This window comes from Maribacter luteocoastalis, from assembly GCF_048890225.1.
Classification (GTDB): Bacteria; Bacteroidota; Bacteroidia; order Flavobacteriales; family Flavobacteriaceae; genus Maribacter; species Maribacter luteocoastalis.
Window position 1 is genome coordinate 272,635 of sequence record NZ_JBMFZG010000003.1, and the last position, 14,223, is coordinate 286,857.

The following is a 14,223-nucleotide window of genomic DNA, read 5'->3' on the forward strand; positions in this document are numbered from 1 at the left end:
TTCTCAATGTTTTTTCGGTGTGATTTTAAGTTTATGAAATGAATTGCATTCTTTCATGATTTTTTCAAATTCACTGGCCCTTACAGAAACGGTAATTTTGCATTCCAGTTTCAATTCTTGGTCAACGATATTAAGTTGGTTCTTTTTGATCAAACGCATAACAATATCCATTTCGGGATACGCAAATTGTAATTCAAAACTTTTTTGAATTATCCCCTCTTTAATATCACTATGCTCCAAAGTGAGTTGCGCGGTATTCTTATAGGCACTTATTAATCCGCCAACACCTAATTTAGTGCCTCCAAAAATACGAACCACGGCAATTACTAAATTCGTTACCCCAAAGGATTGTATTTGTCCGTAAATGGGCATCCCTGCAGAATTATTAGGTTCGCCGTCATCATTGGCCCTATATGTTGGGTCGTGAACGCCTATTTGCCAAGCATAGCAAACATGGTTGGCACTGGGGTATTTCTTTCTCAAGGAGTCAATGATCGGTTTTACCTGTTCTTCATCATCAATAGGAAAAGCGTAGCCGTAAAATTTACTTTTTCTTTCTTTAAGCAATATGGCTTCGGTAGGTTTCGCTATTGTGAGATACGTGTCTAACTGGTCATCCATCAGAATATAGGGTTCTTGAATGGTAAAATGTCATCGCCAAAGGCAACTAAAAGTATACTTATAATGGCTATGATGATACCGATCCAGTTTTTTAAACTAATTTTTTCCTTGAACAGTAAAATACCTAAGAGTGTGGTAAAAATAACAATGAACACGTTATTGATCGTAAAAATAGAGGCACTGTTGAGTTTGGTGAGCTGTAATGCTTTTAGCAAAAAGTAAATGGAAAAGTAATTGGGCACCCCTAATGCAATACCGCCCAAAACATTTTTAAAATTCACTTTTATGGGTTCTTTACTACTTTTAATTACCAAATAAAACATGCCTGTGGTTGCAGCAGCTGCAAATACCAAAGCGGTAAATAGGGGATACTCCTCTTCCTGAACATAGACCTCCTGTACATATTTTATACTCGTATCTATGATTCCTGAACCTAAGAACACCAAAATAGGTAGCCATAGGTCCGATTTGTCCAATCTTATCGTATTTTTCTTTACAGACGAAAAATAAACGGCGCACAAGGCCAACGCTATTCCTAAGACTTTTATAATCCCCAACGTTTCCCCATAAACCAGTACCCCAAAGATTACCGGAATTACCAAAGACATTTTAGTTGCTACAGAGGCAGCCGATACGCCAATTCTTTGTGATGTGGCTGCCATAATGTTAAAGACCAAAATAAAAAGCACCCCTAAACAAAGGGTTCCTATAAACCATGGTTTTGTGTATATTTCAAATACCTGTACCTCTCCTTGATATAGACTCAGACCAACCGCAGAGGCCGTAATATAATTTACGACAATGGCATAAAATGTCTGCACATTATGTTTGGCAAACAACTTAAAAACAATAAAGATTAAACTGGAGGATAGGACACTTAAAAGTAAGTAGTACATCTACAATTTGCTTTTAAGATCAATGATGTCCTCATTGCCAACCTGTAGGTTCCAACTTTTTATTCCTAATAGCTGTGCGGTATCCGTATTCTCTTTGGTGTCGTCTATAAAAAAAGTTTCTTCAGCCTTTAATTGGTTTTGATCTAACACAAATTCAAAAATATCGCTATTTGGTTTTCGCATATGTATTTCATGTGACAGGTAAAACTGCTCAAAACAGGTCTCAAATCGCTCAAAACGGTCCAAACCCATGGTTTTTTTCACATACTCAATATGCAAATCATTGGTATTGCTCAATAAGAAAAGGCGATAGTTGTTTTCCTGTTTCAATTCTTCAACAAATGTGAGTCGATACTCTGGAAAATCTCTGATAATAGCATTCCAAGCGTGTTGGATATGTTCAACATTCGTTAGGGGAAGCATGGTGTTTAGTTGCAAAAGGAAGCCTTCAGAAGAAACCAGACCCATCTCATATTGCTTAGCCAAGGCTAGCATGTCAGGTTGTACTTCCATATATCCCAATTTTTCCAGTTCCCTAAAGGTTGCGGGTTTGTCTAGGTTAATAAAAATATCACCAAAATCGAAAATGAGGTTCTTAATCATGCTGTAATATAATTAATTGGTCTTTGTCCACGGTTTGTGATTTAACCAAACGTCCTGTTATCTGTGGCGATGTAATACCGGTTTTAAAAGTAACTGGACCTTTAAATATTCTTGCTTCGTCCCAAAGTTCTGCATCAATAAAAGTTTGGAGGGTTTTTGTACCTCCTTCAATAAAGACACTTTGTATGTTTAAAATATATAATTGTTCACAAATTTCTTGCGCCAGGTTATCATTAAAATTAACCTGAATATACATTACATTCGGTTTTTCAGTAGTATTTACCGATGTGGAGGTAAAAACTATTGTTTTTTGATTTCCATCCAATACATGGTAATTCGGCGGAATCTTTACATCTTTATCTATTACAAGCCGTATAGGCAAATTTCCATTCCATAATCGGGTATCCAATTTGGGATTATCAGCCAAAACAGTAGTTGTACCTACCAGTATGGCTTGTTCCTCACTACGCCATTTATGCACTAACTGTCTAGATAATGGCGTCGTGATCCAATAGGGTTCTGGGTTTTTTGTTCTTTCTTGTTCCTCCGGTGCAATAAACCCATCTAAGGTTTCTGCCCATTTTAGAATAATGTATGGTCGCTTTTTCTCATGAAAACATAAAAAACGCTTGTGGTGTTCCCTACATTCCTTCGCCAAGATTCCTGTTACAACGTCACATCCGGCATCTTGCAGTTTTTTTATGCCCTTGCCCGCTACTTTTTCATGCGGGTCTTTAAGGCCTATAACAACCCTGGGGATTTTGTGTTTTACAATAAGGTCGGCACATGGTGGTGTTTTGCCATAGTGCGAGCAAGGTTCCAATGTCACATATAAGGTGGCATGGCTAAGTTGGGTTTTATCCGCTACACCACTAATCGCATTTACCTCGGCATGGGCACCACCATACGCACTGGTAAATCCTTCGCCAATAATTTTATTGTTTAGAACAATCACCGCACCCACCATTGGGTTCGGTGCCGTTTTACCCAAAGCGTTTTTAGCAATTTGTATACACCTACGCATGAATCCTACATCGGTATTTATCTGAATGTCTTGCTGTTGGCCTACCATTTTCTGGACCTAATTTTATTGGTGCTTCTACTTTATGTTTTTACGTAATTCACGTATCTTCACACGTCAAAAATAGCACTTTAAAACCTATCTTAAGGAAACCATGGATACCGCAATTATACGGGAGATAAAGAAAGAGGACAATGCCGCGGTAGCTACGGTTGTACGCAAGGTATTAGTAGATCTGGGGGTTCCTAAAGTAGGCACGGCCTATGCAGATAAGGCCTTGGACCATATGTTTGAAAATTATGATGTTCCCAAGGCTACTTATTTTGTAGTAGAACAAGATGGACAAATCATTGGCTGTGCGGGTGTTGCCCAATTGGATAATTACCAAGGGAATGTATGTGAGCTACAAAAAATGTACTTTTTGGAGGAAGCCCGGGGAAGGGGTCTAGGTGCTAAAATGATACAAATTTGTTTGGATAAGGCCAAGGAATTCGGCTTTGAAAAATGCTACTTGGAAACCATGCCCTACATGACAGATGCCCAAAAACTATATAAAAAATCTGGTTTTAAATACATAGATGCCCCTATGGGCAATACAGGCCACTATTCATGTCCGGTTTGGATGCTTAAAACATTGGTTTAATGTTACTGGGCGAGATCAAAAACATATTTCATAAGGAACTGGATACGGTTTATGGGCGAGATGAAGTAACTAGTTTCTTCTATTTGCTTATTGAGGAGTATTTTAATTTAGAACGATTTATATTGGCTTTTGAGCCAAACTATACTCTTGACAAAGAACAGGAAAGTCGAATCTTTGGGGCATTGGCCCAATTAAAACTGCATATCCCAATTCAACATATCATTGGACATGTGGAATTTATGGAAATGGAATATTTAGTGAATTCCAATGTTTTGATACCAAGGCCAGAAACTGAAGAGTTGGTATGTTGGATACTTGATGATTTTAAAAATAACGATTCCGGGGTACAGGTATTGGATATAGGCACGGGTACGGGTTGTATTGCCATATCGCTGGCTAAAAATATAAAATTTGCTATGGTGAAGGCTGTGGATATTTCATCCGAAGCCTTAAAAATAGCGGTTGGCAATGCGGAAAGGAATGCGGTAGCGGTAGATTTTATTGAGACCGATATCCTACAGACCCATAGCCTTCCGGCGAGTTTACAAATGGAATTTGACGTTATCGTTTCCAATCCGCCTTATGTACGGGAAATGGAAAAAGCTGAAATGCAGGAAAATGTGAAACAGCACGAACCCGAAGGGGCGCTATATGTAAAAAATGAGGCACCCTTGGTATTTTATGAGGCGATAACGGCGTATGCCAATAAACATCTGAAAACTAGGGGAAGTCTATACTTTGAAATCAACCAATATTTGGGCAAGGAAATGGTAGAACTCTTAAAAGGTTATAATTTTAAGGATATCACTATAAGAAAAGATATGTTCGGAAACGACCGAATGATAAAGGCAACGAAAAAATGAAAAGTGTAGTCGTATTTTGCGGAAGCAGTGAAGGTACAGAAATGGCCTATACAGCTATGGGTTATGAACTTGGTAGTGAACTGGCCAAGAAAGGTATTAGGCTTGTTTATGGTGGTGCTAAGATTGGTATCATGGGCAAGGTTGCCCAAGGTGCTCTGGAAAATGGTGGGGAGGTAATTGGCGTAATACCAGAATTTTTAAAGAAAAAGGAAGTTTTTCATGACTCGTTAAGCGAGTTGATCATTACCAAAAACATGCATGAACGCAAATTGGCCATGCATGACCTTTCAGATGGTATTTTGATGCTGCCAGGCGGTTTTGGGACTTTGGAAGAATTTTTTGAAATGCTTACTTGGGGTCAGTTAGGCTTACACCAATTTCCCATAGGTATTTTAAATACCAACGGATTTTACGATGAGCTGTTACTCATGTTACAAAAGATGGTGAGCAAAGGTTTTGTAAAGCTTGAAAACTATCAGGCAATATTGGTAGATCAAGATATTAGCCAGTTATTGGAGAAAATGGAGAATTATGTACCACTGCCTATTCCTAAGTGGATTAATAAAGAACAACTATAATGAACGTTGCCGAAAAAATAAATGCCCTTCGTGAGGAGCTTCGCCTACATAATTATAATTATTATGTCTTGGACAAGCCTACTATTTCGGATTATGAGTTTGACATGAAATTAAAGGAGCTTCAAGATCTGGAGGCTAAACATCCGGAGTTTTATGATGAAAGCTCTCCCACTTTGCGTGTGGGTGGCATGGTGACCAAGAACTTTGAGACCGTTGCCCATGAGCACCGTATGTATTCGTTGGAGAACAGCTATTCCAAAGAAGACCTGGAGGATTGGGAAAAGCGTATTCAGCGTAATTTAGGCGATGTCCCCGTACAATTTACCTGTGAATTAAAGTATGACGGGGCTTCTATCAGTATCACCTATGAAAACGGGAAGTTAGTTAAGGCGGTTACCCGTGGCGATGGCTTTCAAGGTGATGATGTCACTACCAATATAAAGACCATAAAATCGGTGCCTTTACAGCTAAAAGGGGACTACCCAGAGAAATTTGATATTCGTGGGGAAATTGTCTTGCCTTTTGAGGGATTCCAAAAAATGAACGAGGAACGTATAGAAAATGGGGAAGACCCTTATATGAACCCTAGAAATACGGCCTCGGGAAGTTTAAAATTACAGGATAGCGCCGCAGTGGCACAACGTCCTTTGGAATGTTTGTTGTATGGTATCGTTGGAGATAATTTGGGTATCGCAACACAATTTGAGATGTTACAAAAAGCACATGATTGGGGCTTTAAAGTGCCTACCGTGGCCAAATTGTGTAAGAATACCGAGGAGGTGATGGACTTTGTAAATCACTGGGACGAGCACCGCCATGATTTACCGTATGAGACCGATGGGGTAGTGGTAAAGGTTAATAATCTGCAATACCAAGATGAATTGGGCTATACCGCCAAGTCCCCCCGTTGGGCCATGGCCTATAAGTTTAAGGCAGAACAAGCTTCTACAGTATTGGTTCATATTTCATACCAAGTAGGGCGTACGGGTGCTATTACCCCAGTAGCCAATTTAGAACCTGTACTTTTGGCGGGTACCACCGTTAAAAGGGCATCCCTGCACAATGCGGACCAAATAGAAAAAATTGATGTCCGCGAAGGGGATACCGTTTTTGTGGAAAAAGGAGGGGAAATCATACCCAAGATTATTGGGGTAGACCTTTCTAAAAGACCCGAAGGCTCAAAAGCGACGAAATATATCACGGAATGTCCGGAATGTGGTACCCCTTTGGTTCGTAAGGAAGGCGATGCCAAACATTACTGCCCCAACCAATATGGTTGTCCGCCACAGATAACAGGGCGTATCCAACATTTTATTTCTAGAAAGGCCATGGATATAGAAGGTTTAGGTGGCGAAACCGTAGAACTTCTTTTTAAAGAGGGACTTATTAAGGATTATGCTGACCTCTATGACCTTACCAAAGAACAGATTTTGCCTTTGGAGCGTATGGCAGAGAAATCGGCAGAGAATTTAATAAAAGGCGTGGCGGACTCCGTAAATGTGCCTTTTGAGCGGGTGTTGTTTGCCTTAGGAATACGTTATGTGGGGGAAACCGTAGCTAAAAAATTGGCAAAGGCCTATAAAAATATAGATGCACTTATGGCAGCCACTATGGAGGAATTGGTTACCGTAGATGAGATTGGCGAGCGTATAGCGGAGAGTGTGGTAGATTTTTTCAAGAACGAGAAAAACCTAGCTATGGTTGCACGATTAAAATCCCACGGTATCCAATTTGAACTTTCGGCAGAGAAACTGGAAAACCAGACCGATATCTTAAAAGGATCCACCTTTGTGGTTTCGGGTGTTTTTGAGTCGGTCAGTAGGGATGAGCTTAAAAAGCTGATAGAGGACAATGGGGGCAAGGTAGGTTCCTCTATTTCCTCCAAAACCAGTTATTTGGTGGCCGGTGATAAAATGGGGCCTAGCAAGCGCACCAAAGCAGAAGGCCTGGGTATCCCCATTATAACGGAGCAGGATTTTTTACAAATGATATAGTGGCCGGGCCACGGGAAGAAAACTATTTTTGATGGCTCTAAAGGAAAGACAAGTTTCAAGTTAGACCATCTAGATAGATAAAAGTTAAACTATGGATTACTTTATAATTAGCGCGGTACTGGTATTTATTTCCGCCATTTTTGGATACATCAATGTGCGGTTCCTAAAACTGCCCAACACCATTGGGTTAATGCTGATTACCATTGTGTTTACCTTGGTGGTTTTTGCGATCAGTTTTGTAGATGATACCCTACTCAATGCCGAACGCTATATCATTACCCAAATCGATTTTAGAACGGTATTATTGGATATTATGCTGAGTTTCCTGCTGTTCGCAGGGGCCCTGCATACCAATTTTGAGCAGTTAAAGGTTCAGCGTTGGCCCATATTCGTATTTTCTACCTTGGGCGTACTGGTATCTACCTTTTTGGTAGGCATCTTCATGTTTTACCTCTTACAGCTCTGTCAAATGGAGGTGAACTTTATCTACTGCCTGCTGTTTGGGGCCTTGATTTCCCCAACGGACCCTATTGCCGTACTCGGAATTTTAAAACAGGCCGGGGCACCCAAAAAGCTGGAGACCAAAATTGTGGGTGAATCCCTGTTTAACGATGGGGTAGGTGTTGTGGTATTCCTTACCATATTTCAATTGGCTTCCTCAGGGTCATCGGAATTTGAACCCATGGCTATTATAGAACTCTTTGGGGTTGAGGTTATTGGCGGTATTGTGTTGGGCTTGCTCATAGGCTGGATGACCTACAGATTAATGCGCTCTATTGACGATTATGATATTGAGGTGATCATTACCCTTGCAGCCGTAATGATGGGTACCGTGGTAGCCCAAAAACTACATGTATCCGCACCCTTGGCCATGGTCACCGCAGGTTTGGTGGTGGGGAATGATACCGTACGTAACTCCGCCATGTCCAAGACCACGGAAACCTATGTGGACAAGTTCTGGGAGTTGTTGGATATTTTGTTGAACACCCTGCTATTTGTCCTTATTGGTATGGAAATGCTAGTGCTTAATTTTGAGACCAGTTATATGGTGGCCGGTATTGTGGCCATTCCTATCGTACTGCTTTGCCGTTATTTGAGCTTGCTATTACCGATTAAATTCTTTCAGGAAAAGCTGGACTTTGTACCGAGGACCAATCTGGTAATGACCTGGGGCGGATTGCGCGGGGGTATCTCCATTGCCCTGGCACTGGGGCTTACCCAAGAAATGCACAGGGACCTGTTTTTGGTGATTACCTACGTTGTGGTGGTATTCTCCATAATTGGGCAGGGACTTACGGTAGGGAAACTTGTTAAGAAAGTAACGATATGAAGCCTAAAAACTATACCGAGTTTGAAGCTACGCTTCATTTACAGACACCCCCTGCTGATTGGCCCGAAGGTTTAAAAGCCCTTTGGTTTGATGCTAAGGGCGACTGGGAAGCTTCCCACAACATTGCCCAAGACATGTACAATACCTTGGGCAGCTGGATCCATGCCTATTTACATAGAAAGGAAGGTGACCGTTTTAATGCCGGCTACTGGTACGGGCAAGCGAACAAAACCTACCCAGAAAAGTCGTTGGAGGAAGAGTTAAAGGAGATGGTGACCTTTGTTTTGAATGAAAATGGAATAGGAGGTTAAAAGTTTCGTTTTTGGTTTAGCTAAAGCTTATAGTTTTGCTTTTTCTTTTTTTGTCCAAAGCTAAATCCCAAAGATTTAGCGACTTTATAAATATATAGACCTTTCGGTTTTGCCTTAATGTCCGCATTACGTTTAGGTTTTGTTATTTGTTAGCTGTAGTACTTATTTCTCAAATGTTTTCGGTTCAATACTAATGCAATCTGTCAAATCACATTCCACTAATCTAGAATCATCATTGATATTGAATACTTTATTTTCTTCTCGGCCAGCTGTTGCATATAGCACAATTCTAAACTCACTTTCAAATTCAAACCTTTTAGGCTTATGAAACCATATGTCCATATTAATTGCTCTGGATTTTTGGCTGTTCATAAATTCTGTTAACGTATTTACAGTTTCATTTTGGTAACCATCCCTTATTCCGTATTTAACGTAATTCTTAAATCCATCAATCCAAACATTCGGTTCAGTACCGTGCAGAATAAATGGTTTTCCGTCTTTATCAAATCTATTTTTTTTGAGAGAATCAGCGAGTGCATTCTGAGTTGCTTTTACAAAACCATCTAAATCAGATATAAAGTAATGTGAATCACATTCAAAGTATTCTTCCAATTTTGGAATTAGTGATAAATCTTCAATAATTGAACAACAAAACATCCAAGAATTAAATTCATATAAGTGCTCGTGAACCAAAATGTGTGTTTCTGCTTTGAATTCTCCATTTTCGTTTAATAAGCTTTCATCATAAGGCCCGAAAATTATTTCATCTCGCTCAATTCCATCAAGTAACTTCTTACAGGGCTTTTTTATTACCAAATCCAAGCCTCTTTGTCCTTCCTCTTTATCTTGTCGGACTCCATCTTCAATCTTTCGATAATGGTGAAACGTGCCTAGTTTGATTTTATATTTCGAAAGGTCTTCAAAATTCGGGTAGTATTCTTTAGAAGTAAATCTTACTAGGTATTTGGGCATTCTTTTGATATTACAGCTAACGAATAAGATATAAAACTGTTTCAATAGTCTATATCCAACGCTAACGAAGTTCGGGTTTTCCAAACACGATTTCAAGGGTTTCTTACAAGGTTTGTACGAAAGTTGTGAACAACCCAACGAGCATGTTTTTATTTGGTTTTAAAGCGGTACCACAGCTATGTGCCAGTGGTATACTTTTTAATCGATCAAGGCACTATAAACGATTTTCTCCAATCTCCCATTAATATCGTTATTGTTTGGTGACTGTAGTACCTGCCTCAATTGAATAACAATCAAATCGTTCGTTGGATCTATCCAAAACGTAGTGCTAAAGGCACCGCTCCAGCTGTAGGTGCCATCTGGTCGTATGGGATGGCCATCTGCCACATCAAAACCAAAACCAAAGCGTGCGGGACCCCATGGATAGGAGAGCGTGTCAATTTGGTCCTGATGCATGGATTGTGCCGTTTCGGCCTTTAAAATTCGCTTGTTGCCCAATGCGCCATCATTGAGCATTGCTAGACAAAAAAGAAAGTAATCACGGGCAGTACCCGTCATACCACTACCTCCAGAAAGATAGGTTTTGGCACCTTGTGTGGGGTAGTTGGCTATATACATGGGTCCCATAGCAGCGTCTACCTGGGTTATTGTTTCTTCGGGATTAGGGACAAAAATTTTAGGAAGGTCCGTAGTGAGGGAATCATCAAAATAAAAGTCGAGCTTTTCTATCTCCAGTGGTTTGGTGATATGTTCTCGGACATAGTCATCCAGTTTTTGTCCAGAGGCAACTTCCACTACGCGACCTAAAACATCGGTATTGAGGCCATACATCCATTTTGCACCAGGTTCATGTACCAGTGGCAGGTCACCTATTTTGGCCATGGTTTCTGCCACGGTCATAGGTAGGTGTGTACTTAAATCTGGAATACCATGTTTGGCAAGTATGGCGCCATGTACTGGAGGATTCATGAACGCGTAGGGCACGCCGGCCGTCTGCGTCAATAGTTGCCGTACCGTAGGAACTGCCGCAGATGGGGTACTGGTCCATGTAGTGTCTTGCGGGTTAAAACTTGTGATTACCTCGGTTTCCTTAAACGAATTAATGTAGTTGCCTACCGGATCATCTAGTCCAATGGTGCCTTTTTCTACCAGTTGCATTGCAGCCACGGATACCACAGGTTTGGTCATTGAGGCCATGCGAAACAAATGGTCTTTTCTATACGGCTCCGTTCTGGAAGAATCTGACCATCCTACTTCGGATTCGTACACAATTTTACCATTTTTGGCTATCAAGGTTACTGCTCCAGGATATTTTTTGGCCTCGACAAATTCCATCACCATTTCATCTATTTTGGCCAAGCTGTCCGCCACCATTCCTACCTCCTCGGGAGATGCAAATTGATATTTTTCTACGGTTGCCATAGTTTTTACTTCTTGTCTGCAAGAGACAAGTACAATGCATAAGCTACTTAAAAGGAAAAGCGTATTTCGGATCATTTGGTGTGGTATTTGGAATATGCTTCCTAAGTTCCGAATAAAATTTGAACACATTCGCTTCTAGATCCTACTTTTCTCCAACATGAATAGTTACTTGCCGTTACTTTTATACTATAACAATGGAACAGTAACGAAAAAAAAAAGACTTTTTGGTGGTCAAACCTCTTTCTTAAAACATACACTATTGTGCATACCCTCATATGGCGGATAATTGGGTATTACTTTATAGTCGTTCTTTTTATAAAGGGCAATGGCTTCGGGTTGGCGTTTTCCAGTTTCCAGTACACAATGGGTATAGCCTAATTCCTTGGCCCACGTTTCCAAAGCGGTCAATACTTTTGTGGCAATACCCTTGCCTCGAGCATTGGATTGCACGAACATGCGTTTTACTTCTACGCTATGTCTATCAAACCGTTTTATGGCACCACAGCCCAAAGGCTGCGTACCTTTAAAATATACAACGCAATACGGTAGGGTGTCAATACCGTTAAACTGGGTGTAAAAAACATTGTCGGCACCATCCCTTTTGGCCAAATCGGCATCTAACAAAGCTACGAGCGCTTTAAAATGTGGATTGCTGGCGTCCGTTCTTAAAATACCATCCATACGGCCAAAGGTCAAACTTTTATGGTAACGCCATTGGCACTGTTGCCATCGGCCCCAAAATAGAAATCTACACGGCCAAGGTTAATGCCAAAACAACCTACTTGGTTTACCAGAATATCCTTCTCCAGTGCATTTTGTAGTAGGGTAGGTTTATCTAAAAAGGTGTGGGTATGGCCACCAATAATGAGGTCGGTATACTTGGTGTGTTTGGCCAATTGCACATCTTGCGGTCTGTCCTCGCTCCTGTACTTATAGCCTAAATGCGATAGGCAAATGACCAGGTCGCACTGTTCTTCTTCTTTTAACTGCCGTTCCATGTCCGTTGCAATCTCATAAGGGTCTAGATAGACTGTTTCCTTGTACAATTTTTTGGTTACGAGACCTGCCAATTTAATACCCAGACCATATACCCCAATTTTCACCCCATCCTTTAAATAGGTTTTGTACGGTTTGGTAAACCCGTTGAGTACAGTATTTGAGAAATCGTAATTGGCGGACAGGAAATCGAACTGGGCATAGGGCATCTGCGCTAGGAGTCCGTCTATACCATTATCAAAATCATGGTTACCAATAGTGGTGGCATCGTATTTAAGCATGCTCATGAGTTTAAACTCAAGTTCGCCGCCATAAAAATTAAAGTAGGGGGTACCTTGAAAGATATCGCCAGCATCGAACAACAGCGTATTCGGATTTTCTTGACGTATGCTGTTCACCAATCCCGCACGGCGCGCCAGTCCACCCAAACCTGGAAATTCAGAATGGTCGTTGGGGAAGGCATCAATATGGCTATGCACATCATTGGTATGTAAAATGGTAATGTGTTTCTTTTTTGATAATCCACAAGCCTCCAAGGTAAGTGCCCCAGAACCGACAAGTGCTCCTGTAGCGGCCGTATTTTTTATAAAGGTCCTTCTTTTCATACCTAGTTTAATTTGTAGTAACGGTTATCTATTTTTGGGCTTAGGGTATCCACTTTCATAAAATAATCGATCATGGCATTTCTAATCTTATAATCTATCTCGGTAATGGCTTTGGCGTCTTTAAAAAAGACCATATTATCACCGCCAGAGACCAGATAATCATTAGTGGCCACGTAGTAGGTCCTGTTTTTGTCAAACGGTTTGCCCTGCACTTTTAAGGAGTGTAGCGTATCGTCACTATTCAATATAATTTGTATGCCCGCAACGGGGTGTGCCCTTTTCGATTTTATAAGATAGGAAATCATATCTAACACGGAAGCACCATCCAATTCAACCACCATAATGGTATTTTCAAACGGCATAACCTCATAAGCAGTACGGGCAGAAACATTGCCTTGGGAAATGATAGACCGTATGCCACCATGGTTGAGCAAAACAAAGTCCAGCTCCTTACTGGTGCGCTTCCTAAAAATGGGTGCAGTCTGTTCAAACACGATATCTGCCATTAAGTTGCCGGCAGTAGAATTGTAAATACCATCGGTCTTAGCTATTTTATATGGGGCAAAGGCCAAGGTGCTGTCCAAGACGGCATTTACTCGGTCATGATAAGGCTGTATATAATTGGCGACCTCCGCTACAGAAGTAAAGCTAGTGTCCACGGGAATCTGTTTCGCCTCAATTTCTGTGAGGGTGTTGGGAGCTTGTTTGCAGGAAATGAAAAAGGCCAATGTTAAAAATATAACAAAATGTTTTATTTTTAAATCCATAAAGTGTTTTAACTTCGCCATATACTTGAACGGATATTATTTACATTTGTAGAAATGTAAAAATACATGTTTTTAAAAGGAATTAAGGACAAGTTTAAACAGAAATCCGGACGAAAATTCATAAGGCAGGCATTGGAAAATCCGGCTTATGAAAGTACCCGAGGTAAGGGGATACGTTCTTTAGGTTGTATTGTAGATTTGGACAAGTTTGAAAATGCTGATGTTTTCTATGAGTTTTTAGAGGAGTTTTCCTTAAAGCCCAATGCGGTGAAGATAATAGGGTATAAAAGCTATTACGATAAAAATTCGCCCTATGCCACCCCAGTTTTTTCCGACAAGGATTTGGGTTGGAACGGAGATATAGAAAACAGCTATGCATTGGAATTTTTGAGCAGGGAATATGATTTATTGGTCAATTACTATGACCAAAACAATCTGTTGCTGAACTTAATGTCCATTAAAACCAAGGCACGACTTAAAGTAGGATTTAATGAAGTGGGACCTGATTATAATGATTTGATCATTAATACACCGATTTCGGATTTTAAAACGTTCAAGCGAGAATTGAAAAAATATTTAGGCGTTTTTAAAGAATTATAGA

16 protein-coding genes are annotated in these 14,223 nt (G+C 40.4%); 7 read left to right on the forward strand and 9 right to left on the reverse strand.

The genetic code is table 11. The features are described 5' to 3' along the window. Nucleotides 1-3 precede the first annotated feature (3 nt). Genes ACOCEA_RS08440 through ribD form a run of 4 tightly spaced genes read right to left on the reverse strand, consistent with a single transcriptional unit; the run spans nt 4 to nt 3,192 of the window. A complete protein-coding gene (locus ACOCEA_RS08440) occupies nt 4-621 on the reverse strand; it encodes an IMPACT family protein (protein WP_420755789.1) in 618 nt (205 codons plus the stop codon). Beyond that, nucleotides 621-1,517 (reverse strand): EamA family transporter, encoded by an 897-nt coding sequence (locus ACOCEA_RS08445; RefSeq protein WP_420755790.1) that lies wholly within the window; start codon nt 1,515-1,517, stop codon nt 621-623. The genes ACOCEA_RS08440 and ACOCEA_RS08445 overlap by 1 nt, the downstream gene beginning before the upstream one ends. Continuing rightward, entirely contained in the window at nt 1,518-2,120 is a 603-nt protein-coding gene (locus ACOCEA_RS08450; RefSeq protein WP_420755791.1) for an HAD-IA family hydrolase, read from the reverse strand. Continuing rightward, nucleotides 2,113-3,192 (reverse strand): bifunctional diaminohydroxyphosphoribosylaminopyrimidine deaminase/5-amino-6-(5-phosphoribosylamino)uracil reductase RibD, encoded by a 1,080-nt coding sequence (gene ribD, locus ACOCEA_RS08455; protein ID WP_420755792.1) that lies wholly within the window; start codon nt 3,190-3,192, stop codon nt 2,113-2,115. The genes ACOCEA_RS08450 and ribD overlap by 8 nt, the downstream gene beginning before the upstream one ends. 103 nt (nt 3,193-3,295) lie before the next feature. On the opposite strand from ribD, the gene ACOCEA_RS08460 reads away from it, so the two are divergent. The 6 genes from ACOCEA_RS08460 (at nt 3,296) to ACOCEA_RS08485 (ending at nt 8,860) form a co-directional block, all read left to right on the forward strand. Further along, on the forward strand, nt 3,296-3,784 hold the full coding sequence (locus ACOCEA_RS08460) for a GNAT family N-acetyltransferase (RefSeq protein ID WP_420755793.1): 489 nt from the start codon (nt 3,296-3,298) through the stop codon (nt 3,782-3,784). Then, nucleotides 3,784-4,647, forward strand: a complete 864-nt coding sequence (gene prmC, locus ACOCEA_RS08465; protein WP_420755794.1) for a peptide chain release factor N(5)-glutamine methyltransferase — start codon at nt 3,784-3,786, stop codon at nt 4,645-4,647. The genes ACOCEA_RS08460 and prmC overlap by 1 nt, the downstream gene beginning before the upstream one ends. Next, the gene (locus ACOCEA_RS08470) at nt 4,644-5,225 is read left to right on the forward strand and encodes an LOG family protein (protein WP_420755795.1); all 582 of its coding nucleotides are present in this window, start codon (nt 4,644-4,646) and stop codon (nt 5,223-5,225) included. Before prmC ends, ACOCEA_RS08470 begins: the two co-directional genes overlap by 4 nt. After that, nucleotides 5,225-7,219 (forward strand): NAD-dependent DNA ligase LigA, encoded by a 1,995-nt coding sequence (gene ligA, locus ACOCEA_RS08475; RefSeq protein WP_420755796.1) that lies wholly within the window; start codon nt 5,225-5,227, stop codon nt 7,217-7,219. The genes ACOCEA_RS08470 and ligA overlap by 1 nt, the downstream gene beginning before the upstream one ends. A gap of 91 nt (nt 7,220-7,310) precedes the next feature. Then, nucleotides 7,311-8,549, forward strand: a complete 1,239-nt coding sequence (locus tag ACOCEA_RS08480) for a cation:proton antiporter (protein WP_420755797.1) — start codon at nt 7,311-7,313, stop codon at nt 8,547-8,549. After that, nucleotides 8,546-8,860, forward strand: coding sequence for a hypothetical protein (locus ACOCEA_RS08485; protein WP_420755798.1), 315 nt, complete (start codon nt 8,546-8,548; stop codon nt 8,858-8,860). The genes ACOCEA_RS08480 and ACOCEA_RS08485 overlap by 4 nt, the downstream gene beginning before the upstream one ends. Before the next feature lie 162 nt (nt 8,861-9,022). Here ACOCEA_RS08485 and ACOCEA_RS08490 read toward each other — a convergent pair whose 3' ends face one another. The 5 genes from ACOCEA_RS08490 to ACOCEA_RS08510 form a co-directional block, all read right to left on the reverse strand. Then, nucleotides 9,023-9,832, reverse strand: coding sequence for a hypothetical protein (locus tag ACOCEA_RS08490; RefSeq protein ID WP_420755799.1), 810 nt, complete (start codon nt 9,830-9,832; stop codon nt 9,023-9,025). A 198-nt stretch (nt 9,833-10,030) separates the two neighbouring features. Beyond that, nucleotides 10,031-11,254 (reverse strand): serine hydrolase domain-containing protein, encoded by a 1,224-nt coding sequence (locus ACOCEA_RS08495; RefSeq protein WP_420755800.1) that lies wholly within the window; start codon nt 11,252-11,254, stop codon nt 10,031-10,033. Between the two features lie 231 nt (nt 11,255-11,485). Continuing rightward, entirely contained in the window at nt 11,486-11,935 is a 450-nt protein-coding gene (locus ACOCEA_RS08500) for a GNAT family N-acetyltransferase (RefSeq protein WP_420755801.1), read from the reverse strand. Nucleotides 11,936-11,946: 11 nt separating this feature from the next. After that, a complete protein-coding gene (locus ACOCEA_RS08505) occupies nt 11,947-12,855 on the reverse strand; it encodes a metallophosphatase (protein ID WP_420755802.1) in 909 nt (302 codons plus the stop codon). A 2-nt stretch (nt 12,856-12,857) separates the two neighbouring features. Further along, nucleotides 12,858-13,622 (reverse strand): 5'-nucleotidase C-terminal domain-containing protein, encoded by a 765-nt coding sequence (locus ACOCEA_RS08510; protein WP_420755803.1) that lies wholly within the window; start codon nt 13,620-13,622, stop codon nt 12,858-12,860. 66 nt (nt 13,623-13,688) lie between these two features. Here ACOCEA_RS08510 and ACOCEA_RS08515 point away from each other — a divergent pair, with 66 nt between their 5' ends. Beyond that, nucleotides 13,689-14,222, forward strand: coding sequence for a DUF6913 domain-containing protein (locus tag ACOCEA_RS08515; protein ID WP_420755804.1), 534 nt, complete (start codon nt 13,689-13,691; stop codon nt 14,220-14,222). Nucleotide 14,223: the final 1 nt, after the last annotated feature.

What these genes read in the sequence shown, in the direction of transcription:
- ACOCEA_RS08495 (WP_420755800.1), bottom strand. Translation starts at nt 11,254, where the DNA reads ATGGCAACCGTAGAAAAATATCAATTTGCATCTCCCGAGGAGGTAGGA.
- ACOCEA_RS08490 (WP_420755799.1), bottom strand. Translation starts at nt 9,832, where the DNA reads ATGCCCAAATACCTAGTAAGATTTACTTCTAAAGAATACTACCCGAAT.
- ACOCEA_RS08515 (WP_420755804.1), top strand. Translation starts at nt 13,689, where the DNA reads ATGTTTTTAAAAGGAATTAAGGACAAGTTTAAACAGAAATCCGGACGA.
- ACOCEA_RS08485 (WP_420755798.1), top strand. Translation starts at nt 8,546, where the DNA reads ATGAAGCCTAAAAACTATACCGAGTTTGAAGCTACGCTTCATTTACAG.
- ACOCEA_RS08510 (WP_420755803.1), bottom strand. Translation starts at nt 13,622, where the DNA reads ATGGATTTAAAAATAAAACATTTTGTTATATTTTTAACATTGGCCTTT.
- ACOCEA_RS08460 (WP_420755793.1), top strand. Translation starts at nt 3,296, where the DNA reads ATGGATACCGCAATTATACGGGAGATAAAGAAAGAGGACAATGCCGCG.
- ligA (WP_420755796.1), top strand. Translation starts at nt 5,225, where the DNA reads ATGAACGTTGCCGAAAAAATAAATGCCCTTCGTGAGGAGCTTCGCCTA.
- ACOCEA_RS08500 (WP_420755801.1), bottom strand. Translation starts at nt 11,935, where the DNA reads ATGGATGGTATTTTAAGAACGGACGCCAGCAATCCACATTTTAAAGCG.
- ACOCEA_RS08445 (WP_420755790.1), bottom strand. Translation starts at nt 1,517, where the DNA reads ATGTACTACTTACTTTTAAGTGTCCTATCCTCCAGTTTAATCTTTATT.
- ACOCEA_RS08450 (WP_420755791.1), bottom strand. Translation starts at nt 2,120, where the DNA reads ATGATTAAGAACCTCATTTTCGATTTTGGTGATATTTTTATTAACCTA.
- ACOCEA_RS08470 (WP_420755795.1), top strand. Translation starts at nt 4,644, where the DNA reads ATGAAAAGTGTAGTCGTATTTTGCGGAAGCAGTGAAGGTACAGAAATG.
- ACOCEA_RS08505 (WP_420755802.1), bottom strand. Translation starts at nt 12,855, where the DNA reads ATGAAAAGAAGGACCTTTATAAAAAATACGGCCGCTACAGGAGCACTT.
- ACOCEA_RS08440 (WP_420755789.1), bottom strand. Translation starts at nt 621, where the DNA reads ATGGATGACCAGTTAGACACGTATCTCACAATAGCGAAACCTACCGAA.
- ribD (WP_420755792.1), bottom strand. Translation starts at nt 3,192, where the DNA reads ATGGTAGGCCAACAGCAAGACATTCAGATAAATACCGATGTAGGATTC.
- prmC (WP_420755794.1), top strand. Translation starts at nt 3,784, where the DNA reads ATGTTACTGGGCGAGATCAAAAACATATTTCATAAGGAACTGGATACG.
- ACOCEA_RS08480 (WP_420755797.1), top strand. Translation starts at nt 7,311, where the DNA reads ATGGATTACTTTATAATTAGCGCGGTACTGGTATTTATTTCCGCCATT.